The organism is Mesorhizobium sp. M0048, assembly GCF_040323405.1.
In the GTDB taxonomy this organism is placed as follows: domain Bacteria; phylum Pseudomonadota; class Alphaproteobacteria; order Rhizobiales; family Rhizobiaceae; genus Mesorhizobium.
This window is the reverse complement of sequence record NZ_JAMYUV010000005.1, coordinates 17,994-41,687: the sequence shown is the minus strand read 5'-3', so window position 1 is coordinate 41,687 and position 23,694 is coordinate 17,994. Positions and strand designations below refer to the sequence as shown.

The following is a 23,694-nucleotide window of genomic DNA, read 5'->3' as shown; positions in this document are numbered from 1 at the left end:
CAATCGGCATCCGCCACCGCAATTGGCCGGGCGGCTGCCCTGTATTGGGTCAGCGGTCATTTAAATGGAAACAGGCGCTTGACCGCGAGCCGCCTTCGGGCGCCAATGGTACTTCGGCCGGAGGGGACAAGATGGTGCGGGCGATCGTCTGCGCAGCAACGCTGCTGTCGTCGGTTGGTGCGGCTCTGGGGTCGGGCGGCATCTGGTGTTCCGCCGAGGATGCAGCCGTCAAATTTCAGGTCGGTGCCGGGGTCACCAGAGGCATGGGCGGGCCGACCTTCAATTTTAGCGGCGAGCTCGAAATTCTGGGCAGGCCGGCTGCCGACAGTCTGCGCAAGACGGTGTTCGGGGATCAGAACCTCACGCAATATTGGCTCGACAACAAGGAACTGCGGCTGCTCGTCTACCACGAACGGCAGGTCGAGAACGCCTACGGCTATGTCGAACTGGCGATCCTGACCAAGGCCAGCGACGAAGGCGTCTATGACGGCCGCTATTTGCTCTCAATCTATGATGTTACGGCTGATGCCGAAAAGGACGGCAAACCGGATGAATTGACCGGCAAAGTATCTTGCGGAGCCGAGTAAGTAACAGGCTACGCCGAAATATCGATGACGCCGCAGTCACCCGCGGCGCTGCCAAAGGCGACGCGGCGCTCTTGCCTGTCCCACATCATCGAGGTGACGGCGCCCTTGCCCGGCCGGCGCAACAGCACTTCCCTGGCGTCGGCGAAACGCACCGCCATCACCATGCCGTCATCATAGCCGATAGCAACGACGTCCTGGCTCGGGTGACAGGCGACGGAGGTGACCATCGCATTGCCGCGCGTGCCGAGTTCCAGCGGCGCCTTGCCCATCGGCCCGTCCTTGCCCGAAAACGGCCAGACGATCGCCGCCGGCGCACCGGAACTCGCCAGCCATTTGCCCTTGGCGCTCCACGACAGGCTTTTGACCTTGCCGGGGTAGCCGGACATCCGCATGTGCTTGCCGTCGGCGAGCTTCCAGCCATGCAGCGCGTTTTCCTGCATGGTGGTGACGACGAAGCCGCCGTCCGGCGAGAAGGTGATGCCGGTGTGGGCACCGGCCCATTCGAGTTCGACCGGCTTGCCGTCGGCGGCCGGGAAATGCAGCGTCGCGCCATTGTAGCGGGCAACGCCGAAGCGCATGCCCTTGGGCGAGAAGGCCAGCCCCTCGACCGAGCGCGGATGCGAGAATTCCCTGGTTTTGCCGTCGGCAAAGCGCACATAGGCAATCTTGCCCGAAGCATAGGCAGCAGCGCCTTGCGGCCCGGCGGCGACGCTGGTGATCCATTTTTTGCCTGCGGTCGCCAATTCCGCGGTATTGCCGCCAGCGGTCACGGCAAAGATCCTGCCGTCCTCACCACCGGTGATCAGCCGGTCGTTCGCCGCATCATGGAAGGCGGCGAGCATCCCGTCATTGGCCTGCACCGTCTTGTGGCCGTGGTCGAGCCGATGGATTGTGCCGTCAGCCAGCGCAAAGTGCGGCACGTCGCCGAGGAACACGGCGGCGAGGCAGTGGCCTTCGAGATCGAGCGGGGCGACTGTGGGCATGAGAGATAATTCCGTCCGAGGTTTCTGCTGCCTCACCCTTAAGGGGTTGAGCCGCCCGTCTCAACCCGTGCTTCGGATCGTCGTGAGTAGAGAGCGCCAGCGTTGCGGCTGCCCCTCCTCCCACAAGGGGGAAAAGGAAGAAGGTAGCTAAAATCAAGCGGCCTGGCAGGCCTCGAAGCTTGTCTTCAGCCGCTCGGCATCGAGTTCGCGTCCGATGAACACCAGCCGGCTCTCGTGTTTCTCGCCGTCCTTCCAGGCGCGCTGGTGGTCGCCCTCGATGATCATGTGCACGCCCTGGATGACATAGCGCTCGTCATCGCCTTTCAGCGCGATGATCCCTTTCAGCCGCAGGATGTTCGGGCCTTCCATCTGGGTGACCTTCTCGATCCACGGGAAGAACTTTTTCGGGTCCATCTCGCCACCGCGCAGCGACACCGACTGCACGGTCACGTCATGGATGTCGGAAGGGTGCGCATGATGATGGCCGTCATGATCGTGGTGATAATGGCCGTCGTGATCGTGGTGGTGGTGGTCATGATCATGATCATGATGGTCGTGATCGTCATGCGCCTCGAGGAAGTGCGGATCGTTCTCCAGCGCCCGGGACAGGTCGAAGGCACCGCGATCCAGCACCTCGGACAGCGCCACGCTGGCGCGCGTGGTGCGATGGATTCGTGCCGCCGGGTTGATGGCGCGGATCGTTGCCTCCACCTTGCTCAGCTCTTCGGGGGTGACGAGATCGGTCTTGTTGAGCACGACGACATCGGCAAAGGCGATCTGGTCCTCGGCCTCGCGGGAATCCTTGAGGCGCAGCGGCAGGTGCTTGGCGTCGACCAGCGCCACCACCGCATCGAGCCTGGTCTTGGAACGCACGTCGTCGTCCATGAAGAAGGTTTGTGCTACCGGCACGGGATCGGCGAGGCCTGTGGTCTCGACGACGATGGCGTCGAAGCGGCCGGGCCGGCGCATCAGGCCTTCGACGACGCGGATCAGGTCGCCGCGCACGGTGCAGCAGACGCAGCCATTGTTCATCTCGTAGATTTCCTCGTCGGATTCCACGATCAGCTCGTTGTCGATGCCGATCTCGCCGAATTCATTGACGATGACCGCGTAGCGCTTGCCATGGTTTTCCGAAAGGATGCGGTTCAGCAGTGTCGTCTTGCCGGCGCCAAGATAGCCGGTGAGGACGGTTACGGGGATCTGCGTCTGTGCGTCGCTCATATTGTGCCTCGAATAGGGATTGTCGGCTCCATATAGGATGTGTGCTCGGCTTTTGCACGAGCCAAACCGGTGGACCAAAGAGAGGCTGGTATTGCCGAACTTTCCTCACATTGCCGAACTTTCATTGGCGCGGGTTGGCGGTGGGCTTAGACAGCCAAAGGTCATTCACGAGGGCTGTTCGCATTGAAGAGATGCCAGATCTCCGACAAGTCCTTGCCACTAAGCCGTCGGCAGGCGCTCCGTCTGGTTGCGGCTACCGCTGGCGGCATATTCCTGCCCGCCGGTGCAAGGGCCGGGAAGGTTTCGCCCTATGCCGGGCTTACTTTGTTCGAAGCCGGTGCCGGCGTCTGCGCCATCACGCCCGAGGTCGCCGAAGGGCCGTTCTATTTCGACCCGAAGCTCGAACGCGCCGATATCACCGAGGGCAAGAAGGGCATCGCCCTCAATGTGCGGTTGCAAATCGTCGACGCCGCCTGCCGGCCGCTTCCCGGCGCACGCGTCGACATCTGGCATTGCGACGCCCAGGGCGCCTATTCCGGTTATCCCGGACAGGGCGACGGGCAGGATATCGACACGTCCGGCCAGAGTTTTCTGCGGGGCTGGCAGAGAACCGATGAAAGCGGCATCGCTTCTTTCGCCACCATCTATCCCGGCTGGTATCGCGGCCGCACCACCCACATCCATTTCAAGATTTTCCCTGACGACCGCTCCGTAATGACCGGCCAGATGTTCTTCCCCGACAGCCTCAGCGAGCAGATATTCGCCACCGTCGCGCCCTATAAAGATCGCCCGGGCAAACGCGATACATCGAACGCGCGGGACGGCATTGCGCGGCAGGCCGGGCTGCTGTCGCAGGCAGCGCTGCGGGAAATGGCGGACGCCTTTCAGGCCTTGATGGTGGTCGCGGTGAAGGCCGGTTGAGAACGCCTCGTCATGTCCCATCCAGCCCTTCCAGAAAGTCGTTTGTCATCTAACTGAAATAAACATCTGGCATTAGCCACGGCGAACACCGCGATGCTTGCCGGCAAAGCTATTTTCCGAGCCGGAATGTTTTCGATGGTCATTGCCAACCGGCGGCCTGCTTCTATGCTGTCCGCTCCGGTTTGGCCGAGGAGGGATGAGCATGGCCAAGGCGGACAAGACTGCAACAATGAGCCGGCTGCATTCGGCGGCGCGGCTGGCGCGCACGGCGCTCGCCGCCCGGCTTCTGGCGCATGGTTTCTATGCCGGCCAGGACCAGATCATGCTGGCGCTCGACCGCGAGGATGGGCAGACGCCCGGCAACCTTGCCGGCCGCCTCGGCGTGCGTCCGCCGACCATCACCAAGACCATCAACCGGCTGCAGGCGCAGGGTTTTCTGGAAAAGCGCGCCTCCTCCGCCGATGCCCGCCAGGCGCATATTTTCCTCACCGACACTGGCCGCGAAATCATCCACGCCATCGAGAAATCGGTGAAGAAGACCGAAAAGCAGGCATTGAAGGGTCTCGACAAGAAGGATCAGAAAGCGCTGTTCAAGCTGCTTGCCCGCGTCGAGGCGAACCTGTCGAACGGCGAAATGGTGCTCCCGGACGACGAACTGGATATCGAAGACAAGATGCTTGAATAGCTCACGCGTTCGCCGCTGGCGGCCGCCGCGTCAGTGCCGACCAGCGTCCCGGTGTGACGCCGAACGCCTTCTTGAAATGCCGATTGAAATGGCTTTGATCACTGAAGCCGGCGGCCATTGCGATTTGCGCCAGCGGCTCGTCGGCTTCGATCATCCGACGGGCTCGCTGAAGCCGGCGCATCAACAGGAACCGGTGCGGGCTGGTCGAGAAGGTCGCGCGAAAATGCCGCGACAGGGCATAACGGTCCAATCCGGTTATCGCCTCCAATTCGTCTGAACGTACAATCCGCGCGACATTTTCCTCCAGATAGTCGCGCGCCAGGTTGGCGGCGCGCCACGCCGTTTTCGCTACCGGTTTCGCCGGCTGACCGGCGTGCCGGGCCAGGCTTTGCATAAGCTGCGTCATGAAATCGACGACAAACAGCTCGTCCAGTTGCTGATCCAGCGGCCCGAGCGCCGAAAGCAGCGTCGCGCGGAGATCGCGGTCTGTCACCACGGCATTCCTCACGAACGGCAGTGATCCGCCGCCGAGACAGTCGAGCATCAGGGACGGCTCCAAATAGAGCATTCTGTATCGCAAGCCGTCTTCGGTGCCGGCACCGCCATCGTGCAGTTCGTCTGGATGAAGGATAATGATCTGGCCAGGCAAGCTCCGATGCATTTGGCCGCGATAGCGGAAGCGCTGCACGCCATAAAGCGTCACCCCGATCGCATAGGTGTCGTGGCGATGGAGATCGAAGGCGTTGCCGTGGAACCGGGCCTCGATGCGTTCCATGCCGGCAGCACGGGGTGCCGGTACGATGCAGTTTTCGGCTGCATCCACGCACAAACGTCCAAGACCCTGAAAGGCTTCCCCGTCTAGACCGTGCGGCATCGCTTTTCTCGCAGCCTCGGATTGGCCCCTTTCGGATTGGAAACTGTCGCATGTTCGATACGAAATTTGCAATCGTGCTCAAGGATGATCTTCCCGTCTGGCAAAAGCTCAATGTCACCGCCTTTCTGACCAGCGGCATCGTCGCGCAATTTCCCGACATTATCGGCGACCCCTACCGTGATCGCGCCGGCAACATCTACAACCCGCTGTCGATCCAGCCGGTCATCGTGCTTTCGGCGGACGGCCAGACGCTCGGCGCGATCCAGCGGCGGGCGCTGGAGCGTGGTGTGACGGTATCGCTCTATGTCGAGGAAATGTTTTCGACTGGTTATGATCTGGCCAACCGTGCCGTCTTTGCCGAGTTTGCGCCGGAGGACGCCAAGGTGGTCGGCATCGCGCTTCGCGCCGAAAAGAAACTCGTCGACAGGATCACCAAGGGTGCCCGCATGCACGCTTGACTCGTCGGCCACCAGCAACAAAACCTTAGCCTGTCGTTGTGCCAGCCTCTTTTGGCTTGCCCGCAGGCGACAATTCCCGCATGGGTGAAGGACTGCCTTGCTTCCCGTCCGGCCTGAAATTGAATGCTTCCCCAAGACATGACGAAAGCGCGACATCGCCGGCGGCGATCCTGTGCATGCTTTCCGTCTATGTGTTTTTCACCTTCCTCGACACCAGCAGCAAGTACCTTGTCCTGGCCGGCGTCTCGGCGCTGATCGTCGCGTGGACCCGCTTCGCGGTCCATGTGCTGATCGTCGGCGTTTTTCTGCGCGGATGGCGTGAGCCGCTGCGCTTTCGTCCCGCCAACCTGCCGGCGCACATCACGCGCGGTCTGCTCTTGTTCGGATCGACGATGTTCAACATTCTGGCGCTGCGGACGCTGCAACTGGCGGAAACCACCTCGATCTACTTCTTCGGCCCGATGGTGATCACCGCGCTTGCCGGTCCGTTGCTCGGCGAATGGGCCGGCTGGCGGCGCTGGCTGGCGATCATGAGCGGCTTTATCGGCGTCCTCGTCATCACCCGGCCGGGCGTCGGCCTTTTTGGCGTCGGCCATCTCTTTGCGCTCGGCTCGATGCTGTCGAACAGTTTCTACGTCATCATGACGCGCCGCATGTCGGCTACGGAAACCTCCGAAAGCCTCATCCTGTTTTCGGCGCTGGCGCCGGCCGTGCTGCTTTTGCCGACACTGCCGTTTTCGCCTTCGCTGCCGCAGGATGGCTGGCACTGGTTCATATTGCTGATGCTTGGCGTCTTCGGCGCCATCGGTCATTGGCTTCTTGTGCAGGCCTATCGCCTTGCCACCACCACGGCCCTGGCTCCCTATCCCTATTCGCAGATGATCTGGATGATCATCTCCGGCCTGATCGTCTTCAACCAGTTTCCCGATGGCTGGACGCTGGTCGGTGCCACAGTCATCGTCGCCAGCGGCCTCTACATCGTTCACCGTGAGCACCGGCTTCGTTTGCGTAACCGCGCGACGCTGGACGCGGAGGCGGAAGCGCTGGCAAAAAAACTTTGATTTGCTCGGAATCGATGGCATAAGAGCCGGCCTTTAAACAGTTTAAATTGCTTCGGGAGCGCAGGGCGCTGGCACAGAAGATCAAGCTTTCGACCATCGCGGATGCGCTCGGCGTGTCCACGGCCACGGTCTCGCTGGCCTTGCGCGACAGCCCGCTGGTCGCCGGCGGCACCCGCGACCGCATCAAGGAACATGCCCGCGCCATCGGCTATATCTACAACCGCCGCGCCGCCAGCCTGCGCACCTCGCGCTCGGGCATAGTCGGCGTTGTCGTCCACGACATCATGAACCCGTTCTTTGCCGAGATATTGCGTTCGATAGAGAGCGAGCTCGACCGCAGCCGGCAAACCTTCATCCTGTCGAACCACTACGACCAGCTCGAGAAACAACGCACTTTCATCGACACGCTTCTGCAGCTCGGCGCTGACGGGGTCATCATGTCGCCGGCCATCGGCACGCCGCCCGAAGACATAATCATGGCCGAGGAGAACGGTCTCCCGGCAGTGCTGATTGCACGCACCGTCGAAGGTGCCGACGTGCCGGTGTTTCGCGGCGACGATGCCTATGGCACCGGGCTTGCCACCAACCATCTGATCTCGCTTGGCCACAAGCGCATCGCAATGATCGGCGGTACCGATCAGACGTCGACCGGCCGCGACCGCTATCAGGGATATGTCAACGCCATGGAGGCGGCGGGGCTTGAGGTCAGGCCGTCCTGGCGCATCGCCGGCCCGCGCACCAAGCAGGCCGGCTTCGAGGCTGCCGGGCAGTTCCTGGCGCTAAAGGACAGGCCGACCGCGGCCTGCTGCTGGAACGACCTCGTCGCCATCGGCCTGATGAACGGCATTGCCCGCGCTGGTCTGGTGCCGGGCATCGACATTTCGGTCACTGGCTATGACGACCTCGAGGAGGCGGCGATCGCGACGCCGGCGCTAACCACGGTCTGGAACGGCCAGCGTGAGGTTGGCCGCCGCGCTGCCAGCGCGCTGCTCGACAAACTCAACGGACAGACGGTGCGGCCGTCGCAGGAACTGATCAAGCCGGAACTGCATGTGCGCCAGTCGACCGGCAAACCGGTGGAACGTGCATGACAAAAACCGACCAGCAAGCTGTTACCATTCTGGTGCCGGGCCAGTTCAACGACCATGCGGTCGGCCGCATCGACGGGGCGTTCAGCCGCGTCCGGATCGAACGCGCCGATCCGTCGCTGGTCACCGACGAGATGCGCCTTACGGTGCGCGGCATAGCCGCCTTTGGCGGCATAAGCGCCGCGTTGATGGACGCGCTGCCAAAGCTCGAGATTATCGCCAATTTCGGCGTCGGCTATGATTCGGTCGATGTCCACCACGCCGCACGGCGCGGCATCATGGTCACCAACACACCGGATGTGCTGACCGAAGAGGTCGCCGATACGGCGCTCGGCCTGTTGATCAATACCATCCGCGAACTGCCGCGCGCCGAGGCGTGGCTGCGCGACGGAAGTTGGCTGCGCAACGGCAACTATCCACTGAGCCGGCTGACTTTGCGCGGTCGCCGTGTCGGCATCTTCGGCATGGGCCGCATCGGACTCGCCATTGCCCGCCGGCTCGATGCTTTCGGACTGCCCATCGCCTATCACAACCGGCGCCGCGTCGAAGGCCTGCCCTATGACTATCACCCGACGCTGAAAGGTCTCGCCGAGGCGGTCGACACGCTGATCTCGGTGGCGCCCGGCGGGGCCTCGACGGACAAGGCCGTCAATGCCGAAATCCTCTCGGCTCTGGGGCCGAACGGCGTCTTCGTCAATATCGGCAGGGGCAGCACGGTCGACGAACCAACTCTTGCCGCCGCACTTGCCAGCGGCAGCATCGCCGCTGCCGGGCTAGACGTTTTTGCCGACGAGCCGAACGTGCCTGCGGCGTTGCTTGCCGCGCCCAACACCTCGCTTTTGCCTCATGTCGGCTCGGCCTCGCAGCACACCCGCCGCGCCATGGCGGACCTGTGCGTCGACAATCTGGTCTCGTGGTTTTCGCAGCGCAAGGCGCTGACGCCGGTGCCGGAGACGGCAAACGTCAAGGCGAGGCCGTGACCGCCCTATTGTTAACTTCAGCTTAACCCTTCGGAATCATTCTGCCTCCTTGGCTAGTGTATGTCCCCTTGACAGCACATGGCAGCAAGATGAAGCGCGCCTCCTCCTGATGACATCGAACACGGCGCGCTTGAAATGCGCGGAGAAACAGGATGAAAACGCTTCCCGCATTGATGGCGATTGCTGCGCTGTTAGGCAGCGTCCAGCTGTTTTACGCCGGTAGCGGTCAAAGCCGCGCAGCCAGTGAGCCAGCACCTTCGTCCAGCACCTACAGGCTGGTAGCCCATGGTGACGAGGCGTCTTGTGCGGTCACCCGTGGCGCCGAGATTTCGCAAGGCCTGTCGCTGTTGACGGTCGCCGCGAATTGCCGCCGGGTGTTGCCCGGTGTCGAGCAGGCGAAGTTCTGGCGAGAGCAGGATGACGGCACGGTCACATTCAGCGCCAACGGCAACGATCCGATCGTCATGTTCTCGGTCGCCGATGGCGACGGTTACGAATCCTACGCGCCGGTGCTGCCGCTGCTGACCCTGGCGTCGGCCGGCAACTGACGAGCCCTATTCCGCCGCGGCGCGCGCACCCGATTTCGCCGCCTGATGCAGCCGCACGGCGTCACCGAAAGCGCGAAATATCTTTACCGAGATGCTGTCCGATTTGACCCAGTATTCGGGATGCCACTGGACGCCGACGGCGAAAGCGCGTGCATCGCGCACCGAGACCGCCTCGACAGTGCCGTCGGCGGCGACCGCTTCGACCTGCAGCTTTGGGCCAAGCCGGTCGACAGCCTGGCGATGCACCGAATTGACCATGATGTCGCCGGCGCCGAAGACCCCGGCCAGGCAGCTGCCGGGTTTTATCGACACGCTCTGGCGGATGGCGAAGCGTTCGTCCTGATTGTCGCTTGCAGGCGCACGATGATCGAGCGAACCGGCGCGTTCCTGGATTTCAGTGGCCAGCGTGCCACCCAGCGCCACATTCATCTCCTGGATGCCGCGGCAGATCGCGAGCAGCGGTACTCCGCGCTCCACCGCCCTGCGGATCAGCGGCAGCGTGGTGGCGTCGCGGGCGGGGTCGTAGGGACCATTGGCTTCACTGGCGTCACCGCCGTAGAGCGAGGGATGAACGTTGGACTTCGAACCGGTGACCATGACGCCGTCGACGGCGGAAAGCAGTTCATCGAAGTCGAGCCGGTCGCCGAAGGACGGTACCAGCAGCGGGAACACGCCTGCCCCTGAAAGCGCCGCTTCAAGATATTGCTGCGGCGCGGCATGCCAGGTGTAATTGTCGAACTGGCGGACGTCGGTCGATATGGCGACGAGCGGCTGGTGCATTTGGTCCGGATCCCATCGGGTGCAACGAATTATCTGCCTGCAAAATAGGCGATCCGAAGGCGCATTTCCATGGCAAGTTTCGGCGTGTCGCGTAGGCCAGTTAATCGACGTTAGACTATAGTTGCAAGATCTGGCCCAACGCCGTGAATTTCTCCGAAATGCGCCACTCAAACCGGGCTGCCGCGCTGGACTCGACTCCTTGCCTGTGTATTGTCGGCTCGAAGCCGATGCGGGCGCCGAAGCGTCCCGAACGTCGGTCAGTTGATCCAAACGGGAGGAACTTCATGGATCGTCGTTCGTTCATCCGCAAGGCCGGCACCACCGGTTTCGGCGCTGCGGCCGCTGCCGCGACACTTGCTGCGCCGGCCATCGCCCAGTCCAATCCGAAAGTAACCTGGCGGCTGGCGTCGTCCTTCCCGAAGTCGCTCGATACGATCTACGGCGGTGCCGAAGTGTTTTCCAAGATGCTTTCGGAGGCGACCGACGGCAACTTCCAGGTCCAGGTCTTCGCCTCCGGCGAACTCGTTCCCGGCCTGCAGGCCGCCGATGCCACCACAGCCGGCACGGTCGAGGCCTGCCATACTGTGGCATACTATTACTGGGGCAAGGACCCGACCTGGGCGCTGGGAGCGGCGGTTCCGTTTTCGCTCAACGCGCGCGGCATCAACGCCTGGCACTATCATGGCGGGGGCATCGATCTGTTCAACGAGTTCCTGGCGACGCAGGGTCTGTTCGGGCTGCCGGGCGGCAATACCGGCGTGCAGATGGGCGGCTGGTTTCGCAAGGAGATCAAAACGGTTGCCGACCTTTCCGGCCTCAAGATGCGCATCGGCGGTTTTGCCGGCAAAGTGGTGCAAAGGCTCGGCGTGGTTCCGCAGCAGATCGCCGGTGGCGACATTTATCCGGCGCTGGAAAAGGGCACGATCGATGCCGCCGAATGGGTTGGCCCTTATGATGACGAGAAGCTCGGCTTCTACAAGGTTGCGCCCTATTACTACTATCCCGGCTGGTGGGAAGGTGGACCGACCGTCCATCTGATGTTCAACAAGGCGAAATACGACGAACTTTCGCCGGCTTACAAGTCGCTGGTGCACACTGCCGCCCAAGCGGCCGATGCCAACATGCTGCAGAAATACGACTACCTCAACCCGGCGGCGGTGAAGCGGCTGGTTGCCGGCGGCGCCAAGTTGAGTCCGTTCAGCCAGGAGATCATGGCCGCCTGCTTCGAAAAGGCCAACGAGGTCTATGCCGAGATGGAAGCCTCGAACGCGCCGTTCAAGAAGATCTGGGACTCGATCAAGGCGTTCCGCAAGGAGCATTATCTCTGGGCGCAGGTGGCCGAGTACAACTACGACACCTTCATGATGGTCCAGCAGCGCAACAGCAGGCTCTGAACCTTGCTGCTCTGCGGCGCCGGCGTTCCTTCGGGACGCTGGCGCCGCAGCGCAATCCGTTTGCGATCAGCCGGGCACCACCAGAACCTTGACCTCGCCTGGCGCAGGCGGATTGGCGATCACTGCAGCTGACTCTTCAAGCGTGACCTGCCGCGATATCAGCCGGTCTACCTCGATAGCCCCCGAAGCGATAAGATCGGCGGCCCGGCGATGGGTAAAGGGATTGAGGAAGGAGCCCAGGACCTTCAACTCGCGGAACAGCAGGTCGAACGGTTCGAACGCCGCTTTCATGCCTTGCGGCATAACGCCGACGACGACAATTGTGCCGCCCGCTTTGGCCAGCCGCATCGCCTGCTCAACAGTGTCTTTCGCGCCTGCGCATTCGAACACCACGTCGACGCCGCCCGGCATCAAACCCGACCGGCCTACGATCGCATCGGTGACATCGAAGGCGCCGGGATCGAGCGTCGCCGTTGCGCCAAGTTGCTCGGCAAGAGCCCGCCGCGAGGCCTGACGCGTCGACAGGATGATGGTCGTCGCACCGGCGAGCTTTGCCAGCTGAACGGTGAGCAGGCCGATCACGCCGCCGCCGAGCACCGCGACCGACGAGCCTGGTTTGATCGCGGCAAGGTCCACGCCATGCAGGCAGCAACCGAGCGGCTCGCAGAAAGCACCATGCGTAGGCTTCAGATCGCCTGGCAAGACGAAGGCCTGTTTCTGCGGCAAGGCAAGATATTCAGCAAAGCCGCCGTCGCGATGGATGCCGATGGCACGCAGATTGCTGCAGAGATTGACTCGGCCCGCCTGACAATGCGCGCAGCGCCCGCAGGCAATATTGGGATCGCCGCTGACGCGGTCGCCGACCGAAAAGCCGGATACGGCAGGTCCGATCGCCTCGACGATGCCGGAGAATTCATGCCCGAGCGTCACCGGCGGCGTGCACGGGAATTCACCATGGAAAAGATGTCTGTCGGTGCCGCAGACGCCGCACGCCTCGATCCGTACCAGCAGCTCGTCTGGCCCGGCAGTCGGTTTCTCGACCTCGCACACGGCGAGGCCGCCCACTCGCTCCAACCGAACCGCCTTCATGGCTGCCGGGCCTTCCTCAGTTGAAACTCGCCTCAGTTGAAACTCGGGGGTTGCGACAGATCGATTGCCGGTGCCGCCGGCTTCGCGGGCGGCTTTTCGTCGAAGCTCGGCGGCTGCGACAAATCCGGTGTGGAAGGTGAGGCCGGGGCAGTGCCGCCGTTGGCCGGCGGCGTGCCAAGCGGCGACAAGCCGATGCCAGGCGTTTCCGGCACCTGGTAGTTGATGGTGCCCGGATCGACGACGGTGCCTTTGTAGTGCATCACCATCTGCGGGAAGGCGATGGTCAGGCCGATCATGATCACCTGGATACAGACGAAGGGCACTGCGCCCCAATAGATCTGCCCTGTGGTGACCGGCGCGATCTGCTTGCCGGTGAGCCGGTCGAGATAGGGCACGCGCGCGGCGACCGAGCGCAGATAAAACAGCGCGAAGCCGAAGGGCGGATGCATGAAGGAGGTCTGCATGTTGACGCCTAAAAGCACGCCGAACCAGATCAGGTCGATGCCGAGCTTGTCGGCCGCCGGTGCCAAAAGCGGAACGATGATGAAGGCAAGCTCGAAAAAGTCGAGGAAGAAGGCGAGCACGAAGACGAGGATGTTGACGCCAATCAGGAAACCGACTTCACCGCCCGGCAGCGAGGTCAACAGGTGCTCGACCCAGATGTGGCCATTGACCCCGTAAAAGGTCAGCGAGAACACCCGCGCGCCGATCAGGATGAACAGAACGAAGGACGACAGCCTGGTCGTCGAGGCCAGCGCCTGCTTGACCACGTCGAGCGACAGCCGCCCCTTCATCGCGGCCATTGCCAGCGCGCCGACGGCGCCCATGGCGCCGCCTTCCGTCGGCGTGGCGATGCCGAGGAAGATGGTGCCCAGCACCAGGAAGATCAGCGCCAGCGGCGGGATCAGGACGATGATCACCTGCTGCGCCAGCCTCGACATCAGGTTGATCTTCAGGCGCTGGTCGACGATCGCCACGACATAGATGAAGATGACGCCAATAGTGGCGCCGAGGATATCGGCGTCGCCGCCATGGTTCGGCGCAAGGTAGCGATACGCCGCATAGGAAACCACCACCGCCGCCAGCACCGCCGCCAGCAGCGACAGCACGCCGTGGCCGAGCGTGCGGGCCTCCAGCGGCAGGGCCGGCATCGACTTCGGCCGGAAGATCGACATGAGCAGGATGTAGAGCATGTAGATGCCGGTCAAAATGAGCCCGGGGATCAGCGCTCCCTTATACATATCGCCGACCGAGCGGCCGAGCTGGTCGGCCAGGACGATCAGCACCAGCGACGGCGGGATGATCTGGGCGAGCGTCCCGGACGCGGCAATGACGCCGGATGCCAGCCGCCGGTCGTAGCCGTAGCGCAGCATGATCGGCAGCGAAATCAGACCCATGGCAATGACAGAGGCCGCCACCACGCCGGTCGTCGCGGCAAGCAGCGCGCCGACGAAAATCACCGCATAGGCAAGGCCACCACGGACCGGTCCGAACAGCTGGCCGATGGTGTCGAGCAGGTCTTCGGCCATGCCGGATCGTTCGAGCACGATGCCCATGAAGGTGAAGAACGGGATCGCCAGCAGCGTATCGTTCGACATCACCCGGCTGCCATAGAAATTATCCGGCAACGCGTGCAGCAACGGCCAGGCGAGATTGATGGAGCCGCCCGAATAGGGCGACAGCAGCACGCCGATGAAGAAGAACATCAGGCCGTTGGCGGCAAGCGAGAAGGCGACGGGGTAGCCGATCAGCAGGAAGACGACCAGCGAGGCGAACATGATCGGCGCCATGTTCTGGGCGATGAACTCGATCACGAGCGCACCTCTTCCACGAGCGCCTTGGCTTCTAGCTCGGCCTGCTCATGCACCGATATGAACGGAGTGGGATCGTCCATCTGACCGCGCATGATGGCGATCTTCTTGATGATCTCGGAAATGCCCTGCAGCGCGAGCAGAAAAAAGCCGGCCAGCAGAATCGCCTTCGCCGGCCAGATGATCAGCCCGCCGGAATTGTTCGACATCTCGCCGCTGCGATACGACAGCGACACATAGGGAACGAAATAGACGACCATCGACGTCACGAACGGCATCAGGAAGAAGACGTGACCGAAAAGGTCGATCCAGTGCTGCACGCGGCGCGAGAACATGCCGTAGACGATATCGATGCGAATATGGTCGTTCTGCTTCAGAGTGTAGGCGGCGGCCAGCATGAAGGCGGCGCCGAACAGATACCACTGCAATTCCAGCCAGGCGTTCGAGGACATGTCGAACACCTTGCGGATCACGGCGTTGGCGGCGCTTACCAGGATCGCCAGCAGGATCAGCCACGAAACCCATTTGCCGATGAATTCGTTCAAACGGTCAATGGCTCTGGAAAGAGCGAGAAGCCCTGCCATGCATTCCTCCCTTGTGTCGGAGCGCGCCGGTTCCCTGTCCGTCGCGTCGCTGTGGACCAACGGTATGCAGTGCGTGGTTCGGCGGGTCAACATCGGACAGCCCGCATAAACACAGTTGTGAGGTGGCCGCCGGCAAAATGCTGCCGCGTCCTTTGCATGTCCAGGGGACATGTCATCCAACCAAAGTCGGATGCGGCTCAGGCGATCTTCTGTTGGTCGCGGCCGGAGCCGATCAGCACAAGCATGGCGACGAGGAACAGGTACATCCAGCCGTCCCGCCATTCGAGCGGGAAATAGCCGGCCCATAGCGATTCGGCCATGCCGAAAGCGGCGGCGCCCAGTGCCGCCCGCAAAGGCGAGAGATAGCCGCCCACTGCGGTCACGAACAGGATTTTCAACCCGTAGACCAACCCTGTGCCGAAGCTGATGTTGCCGTAGTAGAAGGCGGCGAGCACGCCAGCCATTGCCGCGCAAAGGCCGCCGAAAAGCACCGCACGCCGAAACACCGCGCGGACATCGACGCCGCACATCGCAGCGGCCTTTGGATCGTCGGATACGGCACGCCAGCTTCGGCCGAAGCTGGAATGTGTGAACCCCCACGCAGCCAGCGAAATAGCCGCCAGCACGGCGGCGCAATCGAGCAACTGAATCAGTGTCAACGTCGCCTTGAAGCTGGCATTCTGCGCGAAGACGATGGTCTGGGCCAGCATTGGCGGCAACCATAGGTCATGGGTGTCGGCGGCGATGCGGCTGGCTTCCGACAAGACCAGCAATATGCCGAGCGTCGTCACCACGATGGCGTTGGGCGAGCGGGCGGCCAGCGGTTCGAAGATGCTTCGCGACAGGACATGGCTGAGCAGCGCCGCATATAGGAATGCCGCCGCTACGCCGAGCGAGACCGATGCAAACAGCGTCAGCCACAGCGCCTGATAGCCGAACGCCGCGCTGAGGATCATCGTATGGCCGCAAAAGGCGAACAGCGCGCCATAGGCAAGATTGGTGCGGTGCAGGATGCCGTTGGTCAGCACGTAGCCGAAGGCAAGCAATGCGTAGAGCGCGCCCGAATGCAGCCCGTTCAGAACCTGCTGGAAGAAATAGAGCATGCAAGACCCTCGATGCATGCCCCACATCGGGGCGGGGCTTGGGACGAACGACATTCTCGATACGGCGATCGCCTCACTGACGAGCGTTGCACCCGGAATCTAACTTGTCAAACGCGATTTATCGGTTAGATTCGCGATATGACAGTATCCTGGACTCCGCACCGCTTCACCGGTGGCATGCTGGCGCTCGACACGGCGAATACCGTCGTTTTGCGGAACGATCCGGAGGAAACTTTCGACCGTTTCGACGATCCGGCCGAGATCGCCCGCTTTGCCGAAGCCGCGAGTGGCTTTCGCGCCGCCGAGCTCGGCGGCAGGCGGCTCGTAGCGCCGGCGCCTGAAAAGATCGCACCGGTGGTGCTGTCGATTCGCGAGACGACCGATCGGCTGTTTCGTGGCGCGGTATCGAACGGTGCGATCGACACCGCCGACATGCCTGAATTCCTGGAAGCCTGCGCCGATGGCCTCGCCGATGGCCGCACCGAAATCGGCACGCCCGGAAAACCGTTCGGCGATCCGGCAACGCCGATCGCCTTCGAGGCGGCGCTTGCGGTCTCGGCGCTGTCGCTGCTGCGCAGCGACACCATCGCCAGGCTGAGGATATGTCCGAACTGCAGCTGGCTGTTTGTCGACAAAAGCCGCAATTCCAGCCGCCTCTGGTGCGACATGGCGGTGTGCGGCAACCGCCAGAAGGCAAACCGATACTATCGCCGCCGGACCGCGGCCAGGGAGGTCACCAATGCCTAAGAAATATTCGCGCGCGATGATTGTCGTCGCGGCGTTGTTCGCGGCGGCCGCGCTCGGCGCCTGCCGGGATTCCGGCAAGGACCAGCTGTTCGCCATTTCCGGGAAGCTGTTCGAGTTCAACTACCGGCTGGGTATCGCCACCTACGTCATCACCCTCAATCCGCTGCGGCCGGTGGGTGAGGGGCAGGTCGCCGTGGTGTCCTTCCAGAACCCGGCCGGTGGTGATCCGATCATCGTCACCCAGAAAATATGGCCGAAGCTGCCGCATGTGACGCTCACCAGCCCGCCGCTCACCTGCGTTGTCAAGGACAAGCCCTATGCGGTGTCGATCCGCATCGAGGATTCCAGCGGCAAATTGCTGCAGAGTTTCGAGACCACTCTGACGTCCTCGCTCGACCAGTCGGTCCTGCCCGACCGGCCCCTGGTGGTCGGGCCAGTCTACGAGCTCAACAAGGACTTGGCCGGCCACGTCGACGGCAAGCTGCCCGGTGAACCGAAGCCCAGTTGCCCAAAGGCTGCATGATGCGTCACCAGCGGCACCGACCGCCGCCGGAGTTTTCGTGCTCGGCCATCCTCCCCGACAGGCGTTTCGTGGCGCCACACGGCCGCGCACCGATCGTTTGTTGCGGACCGCCTGGCACCTTCGATTTTGTTTGACCTCCCCGGCAAGGGAAGAAAGACTGTAGGCACTCGACTCCGACGTTGGCCGTGCATCTCCTGGCACGGTCTCCGCACAGGAAACGCCTGATGACGCTGCACAACGTCGCGCTCGACGACAAGTTCGACCTGGCAAGGGAGCGCATCTTCCTGTCGGGCGCCCAGGCAGTCATCCGCATGCTTCTGATGCAGCGCGAGCGCGACCGCCGGGCTGGCCTGAACACCGCCGGTTTCGTCTCCGGCTATCGTGGCTCGCCGCTCGGCGGCCTCGACATGCAGCTGTGGAAGGCCAGAAACCAGCTCGCGCAGTCGGACATCGTCTTCCAGCCCGGTCTCAACGAGGAGCTCGCCGCCACCGCGTGCTGGGGCTCGCAGCAGGCGGAATTGCTGGGCGAGGGTACCCATGACGGCGTTTTTTCGGTCTGGTACGGCAAGGGTCCGGGCGTCGACCGCTCCGGCGACGTGTTCCGCCACGCCAATCTCGCCGGGTCGTCGAAACATGGCGGCGTGTTAGCCCTGATGGGTGACGACCACATGGCCGAATCCTCGACCAACGCGCATGCCACCGAGTTCCTGTTCGTCGACACCATGGTGCCGATCCTCAATCCTGCCGGCGTCCAGGAGATCATCGACTACGGCCTCTACGGCTTTGCCATGTCGCGTTTTGCCGGCACCTGGGCGGCGATCAAATGCGTCAAGGACAACATCGAATCGACGGCCTCGGTCGATGCCGCGCTCGACCGGCTAGATATCGTCGTCCCGGACTTCGACATGCCGCCCGGCGGCCTCAACATCCGTAACGAGATCGACATGCTCGGCCAGGAGGAGCGGTTGCATGAATACAAGCGCGCCGCAGCTTCCGCCTTCATCCACGCCAATGGGCTGAACCGGATCGTCTATTCGGGCGGCAGCAGCGCCAGGCTTGGCATCGTCACCATCGGCAAGAGTTATCTCGACGTTCGCCAGGCGCTGGAGGATATCGGCATCGACGAAGCGGCCGCCAATCGTATCGGCATCAGGCTGTTCAAGGTCGGCTGCCCGTGGCCGCTCGACCTGCAGCACGTCGCCGACTTTGCTCGCGGCCTCGATACCATCGTCGTCGTCGAGGAGAAACGCTCGCTGATCGAGGTGCAACTGCGCGAGAACCTTTACGGCACCGCGACGCAGCCGGTCATCATCGGCAAGAAGGACGAGCGCGGCGACTGGCTGTTCCCGGCCAAGGGCGCGCTCGACCCCAACGATATTGCCATCGCGCTCGGCGAGAGGATTTTGCGAACGATCGGCCCGTCGGAGGAAATCGCCGCGCGGGTGGCGAAGTTGCGACAGTTCCAGGCGATGCTGGCCGACACGTCAGACATCGCCTCGCGCACGCCGTTCTTCTGCTCCGGCTGCCCACACAATTCCTCGACCAAGGTGCCGGACGGCTCGCTCGCCGCCGCCGGAATCGGCTGTCATTTCATGGCGTTATGGATGGACCGCAATACCGTAGGCTTCACCGCCATGGGCGGCGAGGGCGCGCAGTGGGTCGGCCAGGCGCCGTTCTCGAAGCGCGAGCACATCTTCCAGAACCTGGGCGATGGCACCTACAACCATTCGGGCGTGCTGGCGATCCGCTTCGCGCTGTCGACCGACGCCAACATCACCTACAAGATCCTCTACAATGACGCCGTCGCGATGACCGGCGGGCAGCCGCACGAAGGCGGCCTGACGGTGGACATGATCGCCAGGCAGGTGCGCGCCGAGGGCGTCCAGCGCATCGCCATCGTCACCGACGAGCCGGACAAATATACCGGCAAGGTGGAATTTCCCGCCGGCGCCACTATCCATCACCGCGACGACCTCGATCTCATCCAGCGCGAGTTGCGCTCGGTCAAAGGCGTCTCGGTGCTGCTCTACGACCAGACTTGCGCTGCCGAGAAGCGTCGTCGGCGCAAGCGCGGCACCTTCCCCGATCCCGACAAGCGTATCTTCATCAACGAGCTGGTCTGCGAAGGCTGCGGCGATTGCGGCGTGCAGTCGAATTGCGTCTCGATCCAGCCGGTCGAGACCGAATTCGGCCGCAAGCGCAAGATCGACCAGTCGAGCTGCAACAAGGACTTCTCTTGCGTCAACGGTTTCTGCCCGTCCTTCGTCACCGTCCACGGCGCCAAAATCAGGAAAGCCGAAGGCATAGCCGGCGCGGCCGACCCGCTCGCGGGGGTGCCGGCGCCGGCGCAATTTACGCTCGGTGAACAAGGCTGGGCGGCGATCATCGACGGTGTCGGCGGCACCGGCGTCGTCACCATAGGCGCGGTGCTAGGCATGGCCGCGCACCTGGAAGGCAAGGGCTGCGGCATGATCGACATGGCCGGCCTCGCCCAGAAGGGCGGCTCCGTGTTCACCCATGTCCGCATCGCCCGCACGCCGGACGACATCCACGCCATTCGGGTATCGGCCGGCAAGGCCGACCTCGTGCTTGGCTGCGATCTCGTCGTTTCGGGTGCCAAGAAGGTGCTGGCCGCGGTGCGCGAAGGCCATACCATCTTCCTCGCCAACACCGCCGAGATCATGCCGGGCGAGTTCGCCCGTTCGGCCGATTTCTCGCTGCCCGTCGAGCGGCTGAAGAAAGCGATAAGAACGGCCGCAGGCGACGACAAGGCGCATTTCTTCGACGCCACCCGCACCGCCACCGCGCTGTTCGGCAGCTCGCTTGGCGCCAACATGTTCATGCTCGGCTTCGCCTTCCAGCATGGCGGCCTGCCGCTGTCGGCGGAGGCGGTCGAGAAGGCGATCGAACTCAACGGCGAGGCGGTGGCGATGAATGTCGCGGCATTTCGCTGGGGCCGCCGCGCCGCCCACCAGCCGGATTTCGTGCGTGGCCTTCTCGCCCAGCCGGGCAAGGCCACGCAGCCTGCCGCCATTGCCGAGACGCTGGACGACATCATTGCCCGCCGCGTCACCTTCCTGACCGCCTATCAGAACGCCGCCTATGGCAAACGCTATGCCGACAGACTGGCGGCGCTGCGCAAGGCCGAAACCGATGCTGTGCCCGGGTCGACCGTGGTGACCGAGGCTGCCGCAAAGAACCTGTTCAAGCTGATGGCGATCAAGGACGAATACGAGGTGGCGCGGCTTTATACGGACGGCTCCTTTGCCGCGGAGCTCGCAAAGCAGTTCCAGAGCTACGGCAAGCTCGAATTCCATCTCGCACCGCCGATCATGGGCAGGCGCGGCAGTGACGGGAAGCCGAAGAAATCGAGCTTTGGCCCGTGGATGATGAACGGGTTCCGCCTGCTGGCGGCGATGAAGGGCCTGCGCGGCACCGCTTTCGACCTGTTCGGCTACAGCGCCGAGAGGCGTATGGAGCGGCAGCTTCTTGCCCTCTATGAAGCCGACCTGGAGCTTGTCGCCGGCGCGCTGACGCCGGGCAAGATCGAGGCCGCTGCCGCGCTTGTTTCGGTACCGGCGCTCATCCGCGGCTTTGGCCGCGTCAAGCAGGCCAGTGCCGAAAAAGCCGCCGGCGAACGCCAGCGTCTACTCGACCGCCTCTCGAGGGCGCCGCTGCGGCCGCAACTTCAAGCCGCCGAATGATTCCGCGCTCTGATACCCCTTGTTTACCTGAACTGTAGTTTCCCTGCTTCCGCAGCGTCACCAATGGATGACGGCAGGGCTCGAAACGCCGCTCTAAACCTTTCTTAAGGCCAATGTGACACTGCTGGGTTCCCCAGGGTTGGGATCCAGGCGTGCATCTGAGACGAAAAAACGAGATTCCGGTCGACGTTTACATTCCGTTCGTGGAAACACTGTTTCGCGACGGGTTCACGCTGTCGATCGGCCTTGTTGCGCAGACACTTCTCGTCATTCTGGTCTATTGGAAGACCATGGACCTGGCGTATCTTTTGGTTGCTGCTGGGCTCATCATCGTCGGTACTCTGCGCCTTCGCAACATCCGGAAATACGGGCGACTTCCTTCCCCGACGACGTGGGAAGAAGCCCATGATCGCGAAAATGATTACATAATTTTCGGTTCGATGCATGGTTTTATGCTTGGCGCGTTCTGTTTCGTTAGTATCTATCTGGCAAATGACAGCCACGACAACTATGCCGAAATAGCCTCTGTCTGCGTCACTCTTGCATCGGTCACGTCGATTGCCGGCCGCAATTATGGGTCGCCGCGCATGGTCATGATTTTTATCATTACCACCACATGGCCCATATCGCTTGGCTTTATCCTGCGCGGCGATATCTACCACATTATCCTCGGTCTGATGTCGGCCCCTTTTCTGTTTGCAATCAAGCGATTCGCCGACATCGTCCGCGAAGTCCTGTTTACCGCCCTGTCGGAGGAAAAGAAGGCGAACCGCATCGCGCAGCGTTTCAACCGCGCGCTCAATACCATGTCGCATGGCCTTGTCATGCTTGGTCCCGACGGCCGGGTTGCGGTGGCCAATGCCGAAGCCGCGCACCTGATGTCGCTCAAATCGGCCGATGCGCTGCTCGGCCGCTCGATCCACGGTCTGCTGATGCGCGGCGCTGCAGGCGGCATGCTGGCGCCGAAAGATTGCCGTTACATCGAAGCCCAACTGACGCGTGCGTTGCGCGAGGGCCGCGACCGCAAGGTCCTGGTCTCGCTCACCAACGGCCAGCACTATGAATTTTCGGCGCGCGAAGGCAGCCAGGAACTGGGCGTCGTCACTTTCGAGGATGTGACCGCCCGGGTCGAGGCGGAAGACAAGATCCGCTTCATGGCGCGCTACGACAGTCTCACCGGCCTGCCCAACCGCGGCTACTTCCACGAGTTGGTGGTGGAAGCCATGGCCTCAGGGGATCCCGCGCGTCTCTGCGGGCTGGTGGTGCTCGACCTCGACGATTTTAAGAGCGTCAATGACACGCTCGGCCATCCGGTCGGCGACGGATTGATCTACGCCGTTGCTGAGCGGCTGGCCGCGGTCGCTGGGCCAGGCATCACCGTCAGCCGCTTCGGCGGCGACGAGTTCATGATCTTCTTCGAGCGCATCGAGGATGAAAGCCACCTGATCGGCCAGGTTGATGAGATCTTTGTCAATCTACAGGGCGAGGTCGATGTCGCCGGCCACGGATTACGCATCCAGGCCAGCGGCGGCGCGGTGCTGTCGCGGGTCAAGGATACCGACGTCGACGCCATGATCGTCAAAGCCGACCTTGCACTCTACAAGGCCAAGGAGCTTGGCAAGAACGGTTGGCGGCTGTTCGAGGCCTCCATGGATGCTGCCTTCCGCAGCCGTCAGCTGATGAAGGCGGACCTGCGCAGCGCCGTGGAAAACAACGAATTGCGGGTGGTCTATCAGCCGATCGTGGCGATGAGCACGATGCGTATCGCCAGTTGCGAAGCGCTGTGCCGCTGGGATCATCCCGATCTCGGGCCGATTTCCCCCGGTATCTTTATTCCGCTGGCGGAGGAAATGGGGATTATTTCCGACATCAGCACCTTCGTCCTGCATGCGGCCTGCACGGAATGCGCGAAATGGCCGGCCCAGACCAGCGTGTCGGTCAATCTCTCGGCCAAGGATTTCCGCAACCGTGATGTCATCCAGAAGGTTCGCGACGCGCTAGCTGAATCCGGTCTTTCCGCCGGACGTCTGGAGATCGAGGTCACCGAGACGGCGCTGCTCGACGACAAGTCGCTGACACGCCAATATATCGAGGAGTTGAAGCGGCTCGGCGTGCGCATTGCGCTCGACGATTTCGGTACCGGCTATTCGAGCCTGAGCTATCTCCACAAGCTGCCGCTCGACAAGATCAAGATCGATCGCTCGTTCCTGATCGACGTCACCCAGAACAGCCGGTCGCTCGAATTGCTGAAGGGCATCGTCAACCTGTCGCGACCGCTGGGACTTTCAGTCACTGTCGAAGGTGTCGAGACCTTCGAACAGCTCAAGATCCTGGCATTGCAGGTCAAGCCGGACCTGGTCCAGGGCTTTCTGTTCGGATCTGCGCTCAGCGCGTCCGGCATCGAGACCATGTCGAGCACCGTCTGGCCTTTCGCCAAGGACATCCAGACGGCAAGGAAGGCGCCGCGGCGCTGACTTCGCGCTGAAAACCGCGTATTTTAGTATAATTTTATTAATTATTAACCTTAACGGGCGGTAAACGACCTCCTACTTG

The 23,694-nt window shown here is 62.6% G+C and carries 21 protein-coding genes; 13 read left to right on the top strand and 8 right to left on the bottom strand.

The window, feature by feature from the left end; all coding sequences use genetic code 11:
* Positions 1-131 precede the first annotated feature (131 nt).
* The gene (locus tag NKJ84_RS07060) at positions 132-587 is read left to right on the top strand and encodes a hypothetical protein (RefSeq protein ID WP_352505894.1); all 456 of its coding nucleotides are present in this window, start codon (positions 132-134) and stop codon (positions 585-587) included.
* Between the two features lie 8 nt (positions 588-595).
* Here the strand turns inward: NKJ84_RS07060 and NKJ84_RS07055 are convergent, their stop codons facing one another.
* Both NKJ84_RS07055 and NKJ84_RS07050 read right to left on the bottom strand, forming a co-directional pair.
* Complete coding sequence (locus NKJ84_RS07055) at positions 596-1,570, bottom strand: WD40 repeat domain-containing protein (RefSeq protein WP_352505893.1); 975 nt, start codon at positions 1,568-1,570, stop codon at positions 596-598.
* Between the two features lie 153 nt (positions 1,571-1,723).
* Positions 1,724-2,791 (bottom strand): CobW family GTP-binding protein, encoded by a 1,068-nt coding sequence (locus NKJ84_RS07050; protein ID WP_352505892.1) that lies wholly within the window; start codon positions 2,789-2,791, stop codon positions 1,724-1,726.
* Positions 2,792-2,974: 183 nt separating this feature from the next.
* On the opposite strand from NKJ84_RS07050, the gene NKJ84_RS07045 reads away from it, so the two are divergent.
* Both NKJ84_RS07045 and NKJ84_RS07040 read left to right on the top strand, forming a co-directional pair.
* Entirely contained in the window at positions 2,975-3,712 is a 738-nt protein-coding gene (locus NKJ84_RS07045) for an intradiol ring-cleavage dioxygenase (protein ID WP_502904013.1), read from the top strand.
* A gap of 202 nt (positions 3,713-3,914) precedes the next feature.
* Positions 3,915-4,397, top strand: coding sequence for a MarR family winged helix-turn-helix transcriptional regulator (locus tag NKJ84_RS07040; RefSeq protein WP_254816029.1), 483 nt, complete (start codon positions 3,915-3,917; stop codon positions 4,395-4,397).
* 1 nt (position 4,398) lies between these two features.
* Here the strand turns inward: NKJ84_RS07040 and NKJ84_RS07035 are convergent, their stop codons facing one another.
* Positions 4,399-5,271: an AraC family transcriptional regulator gene (locus NKJ84_RS07035; protein WP_352505891.1), complete on the bottom strand. Its 873-nt coding sequence runs from the start codon at positions 5,269-5,271 to the stop codon at positions 4,399-4,401.
* 50 nt (positions 5,272-5,321) lie between these two features.
* Here NKJ84_RS07035 and NKJ84_RS07030 point away from each other — a divergent pair, with 50 nt between their 5' ends.
* The 5 genes from NKJ84_RS07030 to NKJ84_RS07010 all read left to right on the top strand — a co-directional run bounded on the left by NKJ84_RS07030 (position 5,322) and on the right by NKJ84_RS07010 (position 9,406).
* The gene (locus tag NKJ84_RS07030) at positions 5,322-5,729 is read left to right on the top strand and encodes a DUF2000 family protein (RefSeq protein WP_352505890.1); all 408 of its coding nucleotides are present in this window, start codon (positions 5,322-5,324) and stop codon (positions 5,727-5,729) included.
* 176 nt (positions 5,730-5,905) lie between these two features.
* Positions 5,906-6,790 carry a DMT family transporter gene (locus NKJ84_RS07025; RefSeq protein WP_352505889.1) on the top strand — a complete coding sequence of 295 codons (885 nt, stop codon included), beginning with the start codon at positions 5,906-5,908 and terminating at the stop codon, positions 6,788-6,790.
* 68 nt (positions 6,791-6,858) lie between these two features.
* Positions 6,859-7,881 carry a LacI family DNA-binding transcriptional regulator gene (locus tag NKJ84_RS07020; RefSeq protein WP_023676245.1) on the top strand — a complete coding sequence of 341 codons (1,023 nt, stop codon included), beginning with the start codon at positions 6,859-6,861 and terminating at the stop codon, positions 7,879-7,881.
* Positions 7,878-8,858, top strand: coding sequence for a 2-hydroxyacid dehydrogenase (locus NKJ84_RS07015; RefSeq protein WP_352505888.1), 981 nt, complete (start codon positions 7,878-7,880; stop codon positions 8,856-8,858). The genes NKJ84_RS07020 and NKJ84_RS07015 overlap by 4 nt, the downstream gene beginning before the upstream one ends.
* 152 nt (positions 8,859-9,010) lie before the next feature.
* Positions 9,011-9,406, top strand: a complete 396-nt coding sequence (locus NKJ84_RS07010; RefSeq protein WP_352480082.1) for a hypothetical protein — start codon at positions 9,011-9,013, stop codon at positions 9,404-9,406.
* Positions 9,407-9,412: 6 nt separating this feature from the next.
* Here NKJ84_RS07010 and NKJ84_RS07005 read toward each other — a convergent pair whose 3' ends face one another.
* Entirely contained in the window at positions 9,413-10,186 is a 774-nt protein-coding gene (locus NKJ84_RS07005) for a gamma-glutamyl-gamma-aminobutyrate hydrolase family protein (protein ID WP_352480083.1), read from the bottom strand.
* Between the two features lie 284 nt (positions 10,187-10,470).
* Between NKJ84_RS07005 and NKJ84_RS07000 the strand changes: the two genes are divergently transcribed.
* Entirely contained in the window at positions 10,471-11,580 is a 1,110-nt protein-coding gene (locus NKJ84_RS07000; protein ID WP_254816035.1) for a TRAP transporter substrate-binding protein, read from the top strand.
* Positions 11,581-11,646: 66 nt separating this feature from the next.
* On the opposite strand, the gene NKJ84_RS06995 is transcribed toward NKJ84_RS07000, so the two are convergent.
* The 4 genes from NKJ84_RS06995 to NKJ84_RS06980 form a co-directional block, all read right to left on the bottom strand.
* Positions 11,647-12,669, bottom strand: a complete 1,023-nt coding sequence (locus NKJ84_RS06995) for a zinc-dependent alcohol dehydrogenase family protein (RefSeq protein ID WP_352505887.1) — start codon at positions 12,667-12,669, stop codon at positions 11,647-11,649.
* A gap of 32 nt (positions 12,670-12,701) precedes the next feature.
* Positions 12,702-14,480, bottom strand: coding sequence for a TRAP transporter large permease (locus tag NKJ84_RS06990; protein ID WP_352506052.1), 1,779 nt, complete (start codon positions 14,478-14,480; stop codon positions 12,702-12,704).
* Positions 14,480-15,064, bottom strand: coding sequence for a TRAP transporter small permease subunit (locus NKJ84_RS06985; protein ID WP_352505886.1), 585 nt, complete (start codon positions 15,062-15,064; stop codon positions 14,480-14,482). The genes NKJ84_RS06990 and NKJ84_RS06985 overlap by 1 nt, the downstream gene beginning before the upstream one ends.
* Before the next feature lie 197 nt (positions 15,065-15,261).
* A complete protein-coding gene (locus tag NKJ84_RS06980) occupies positions 15,262-16,167 on the bottom strand; it encodes a branched-chain amino acid ABC transporter permease (protein ID WP_352505885.1) in 906 nt (301 codons plus the stop codon).
* 138 nt (positions 16,168-16,305) lie between these two features.
* On the opposite strand from NKJ84_RS06980, the gene NKJ84_RS06975 reads away from it, so the two are divergent.
* The 4 genes from NKJ84_RS06975 (at position 16,306) to NKJ84_RS06960 (ending at position 23,615) form a co-directional block, all read left to right on the top strand.
* Positions 16,306-16,914, top strand: a complete 609-nt coding sequence (locus NKJ84_RS06975; protein ID WP_352505884.1) for a CGNR zinc finger domain-containing protein — start codon at positions 16,306-16,308, stop codon at positions 16,912-16,914.
* Entirely contained in the window at positions 16,907-17,437 is a 531-nt protein-coding gene (locus NKJ84_RS06970; RefSeq protein WP_352505883.1) for a hypothetical protein, read from the top strand. Before NKJ84_RS06975 ends, NKJ84_RS06970 begins: the two co-directional genes overlap by 8 nt.
* 224 nt (positions 17,438-17,661) lie before the next feature.
* Positions 17,662-21,141 carry an indolepyruvate ferredoxin oxidoreductase family protein gene (locus NKJ84_RS06965; RefSeq protein WP_352505882.1) on the top strand — a complete coding sequence of 1,160 codons (3,480 nt, stop codon included), beginning with the start codon at positions 17,662-17,664 and terminating at the stop codon, positions 21,139-21,141.
* 152 nt (positions 21,142-21,293) lie between these two features.
* Positions 21,294-23,615 carry a putative bifunctional diguanylate cyclase/phosphodiesterase gene (locus tag NKJ84_RS06960; protein ID WP_352505881.1) on the top strand — a complete coding sequence of 774 codons (2,322 nt, stop codon included), beginning with the start codon at positions 21,294-21,296 and terminating at the stop codon, positions 23,613-23,615.
* Positions 23,616-23,694: the final 79 nt, after the last annotated feature.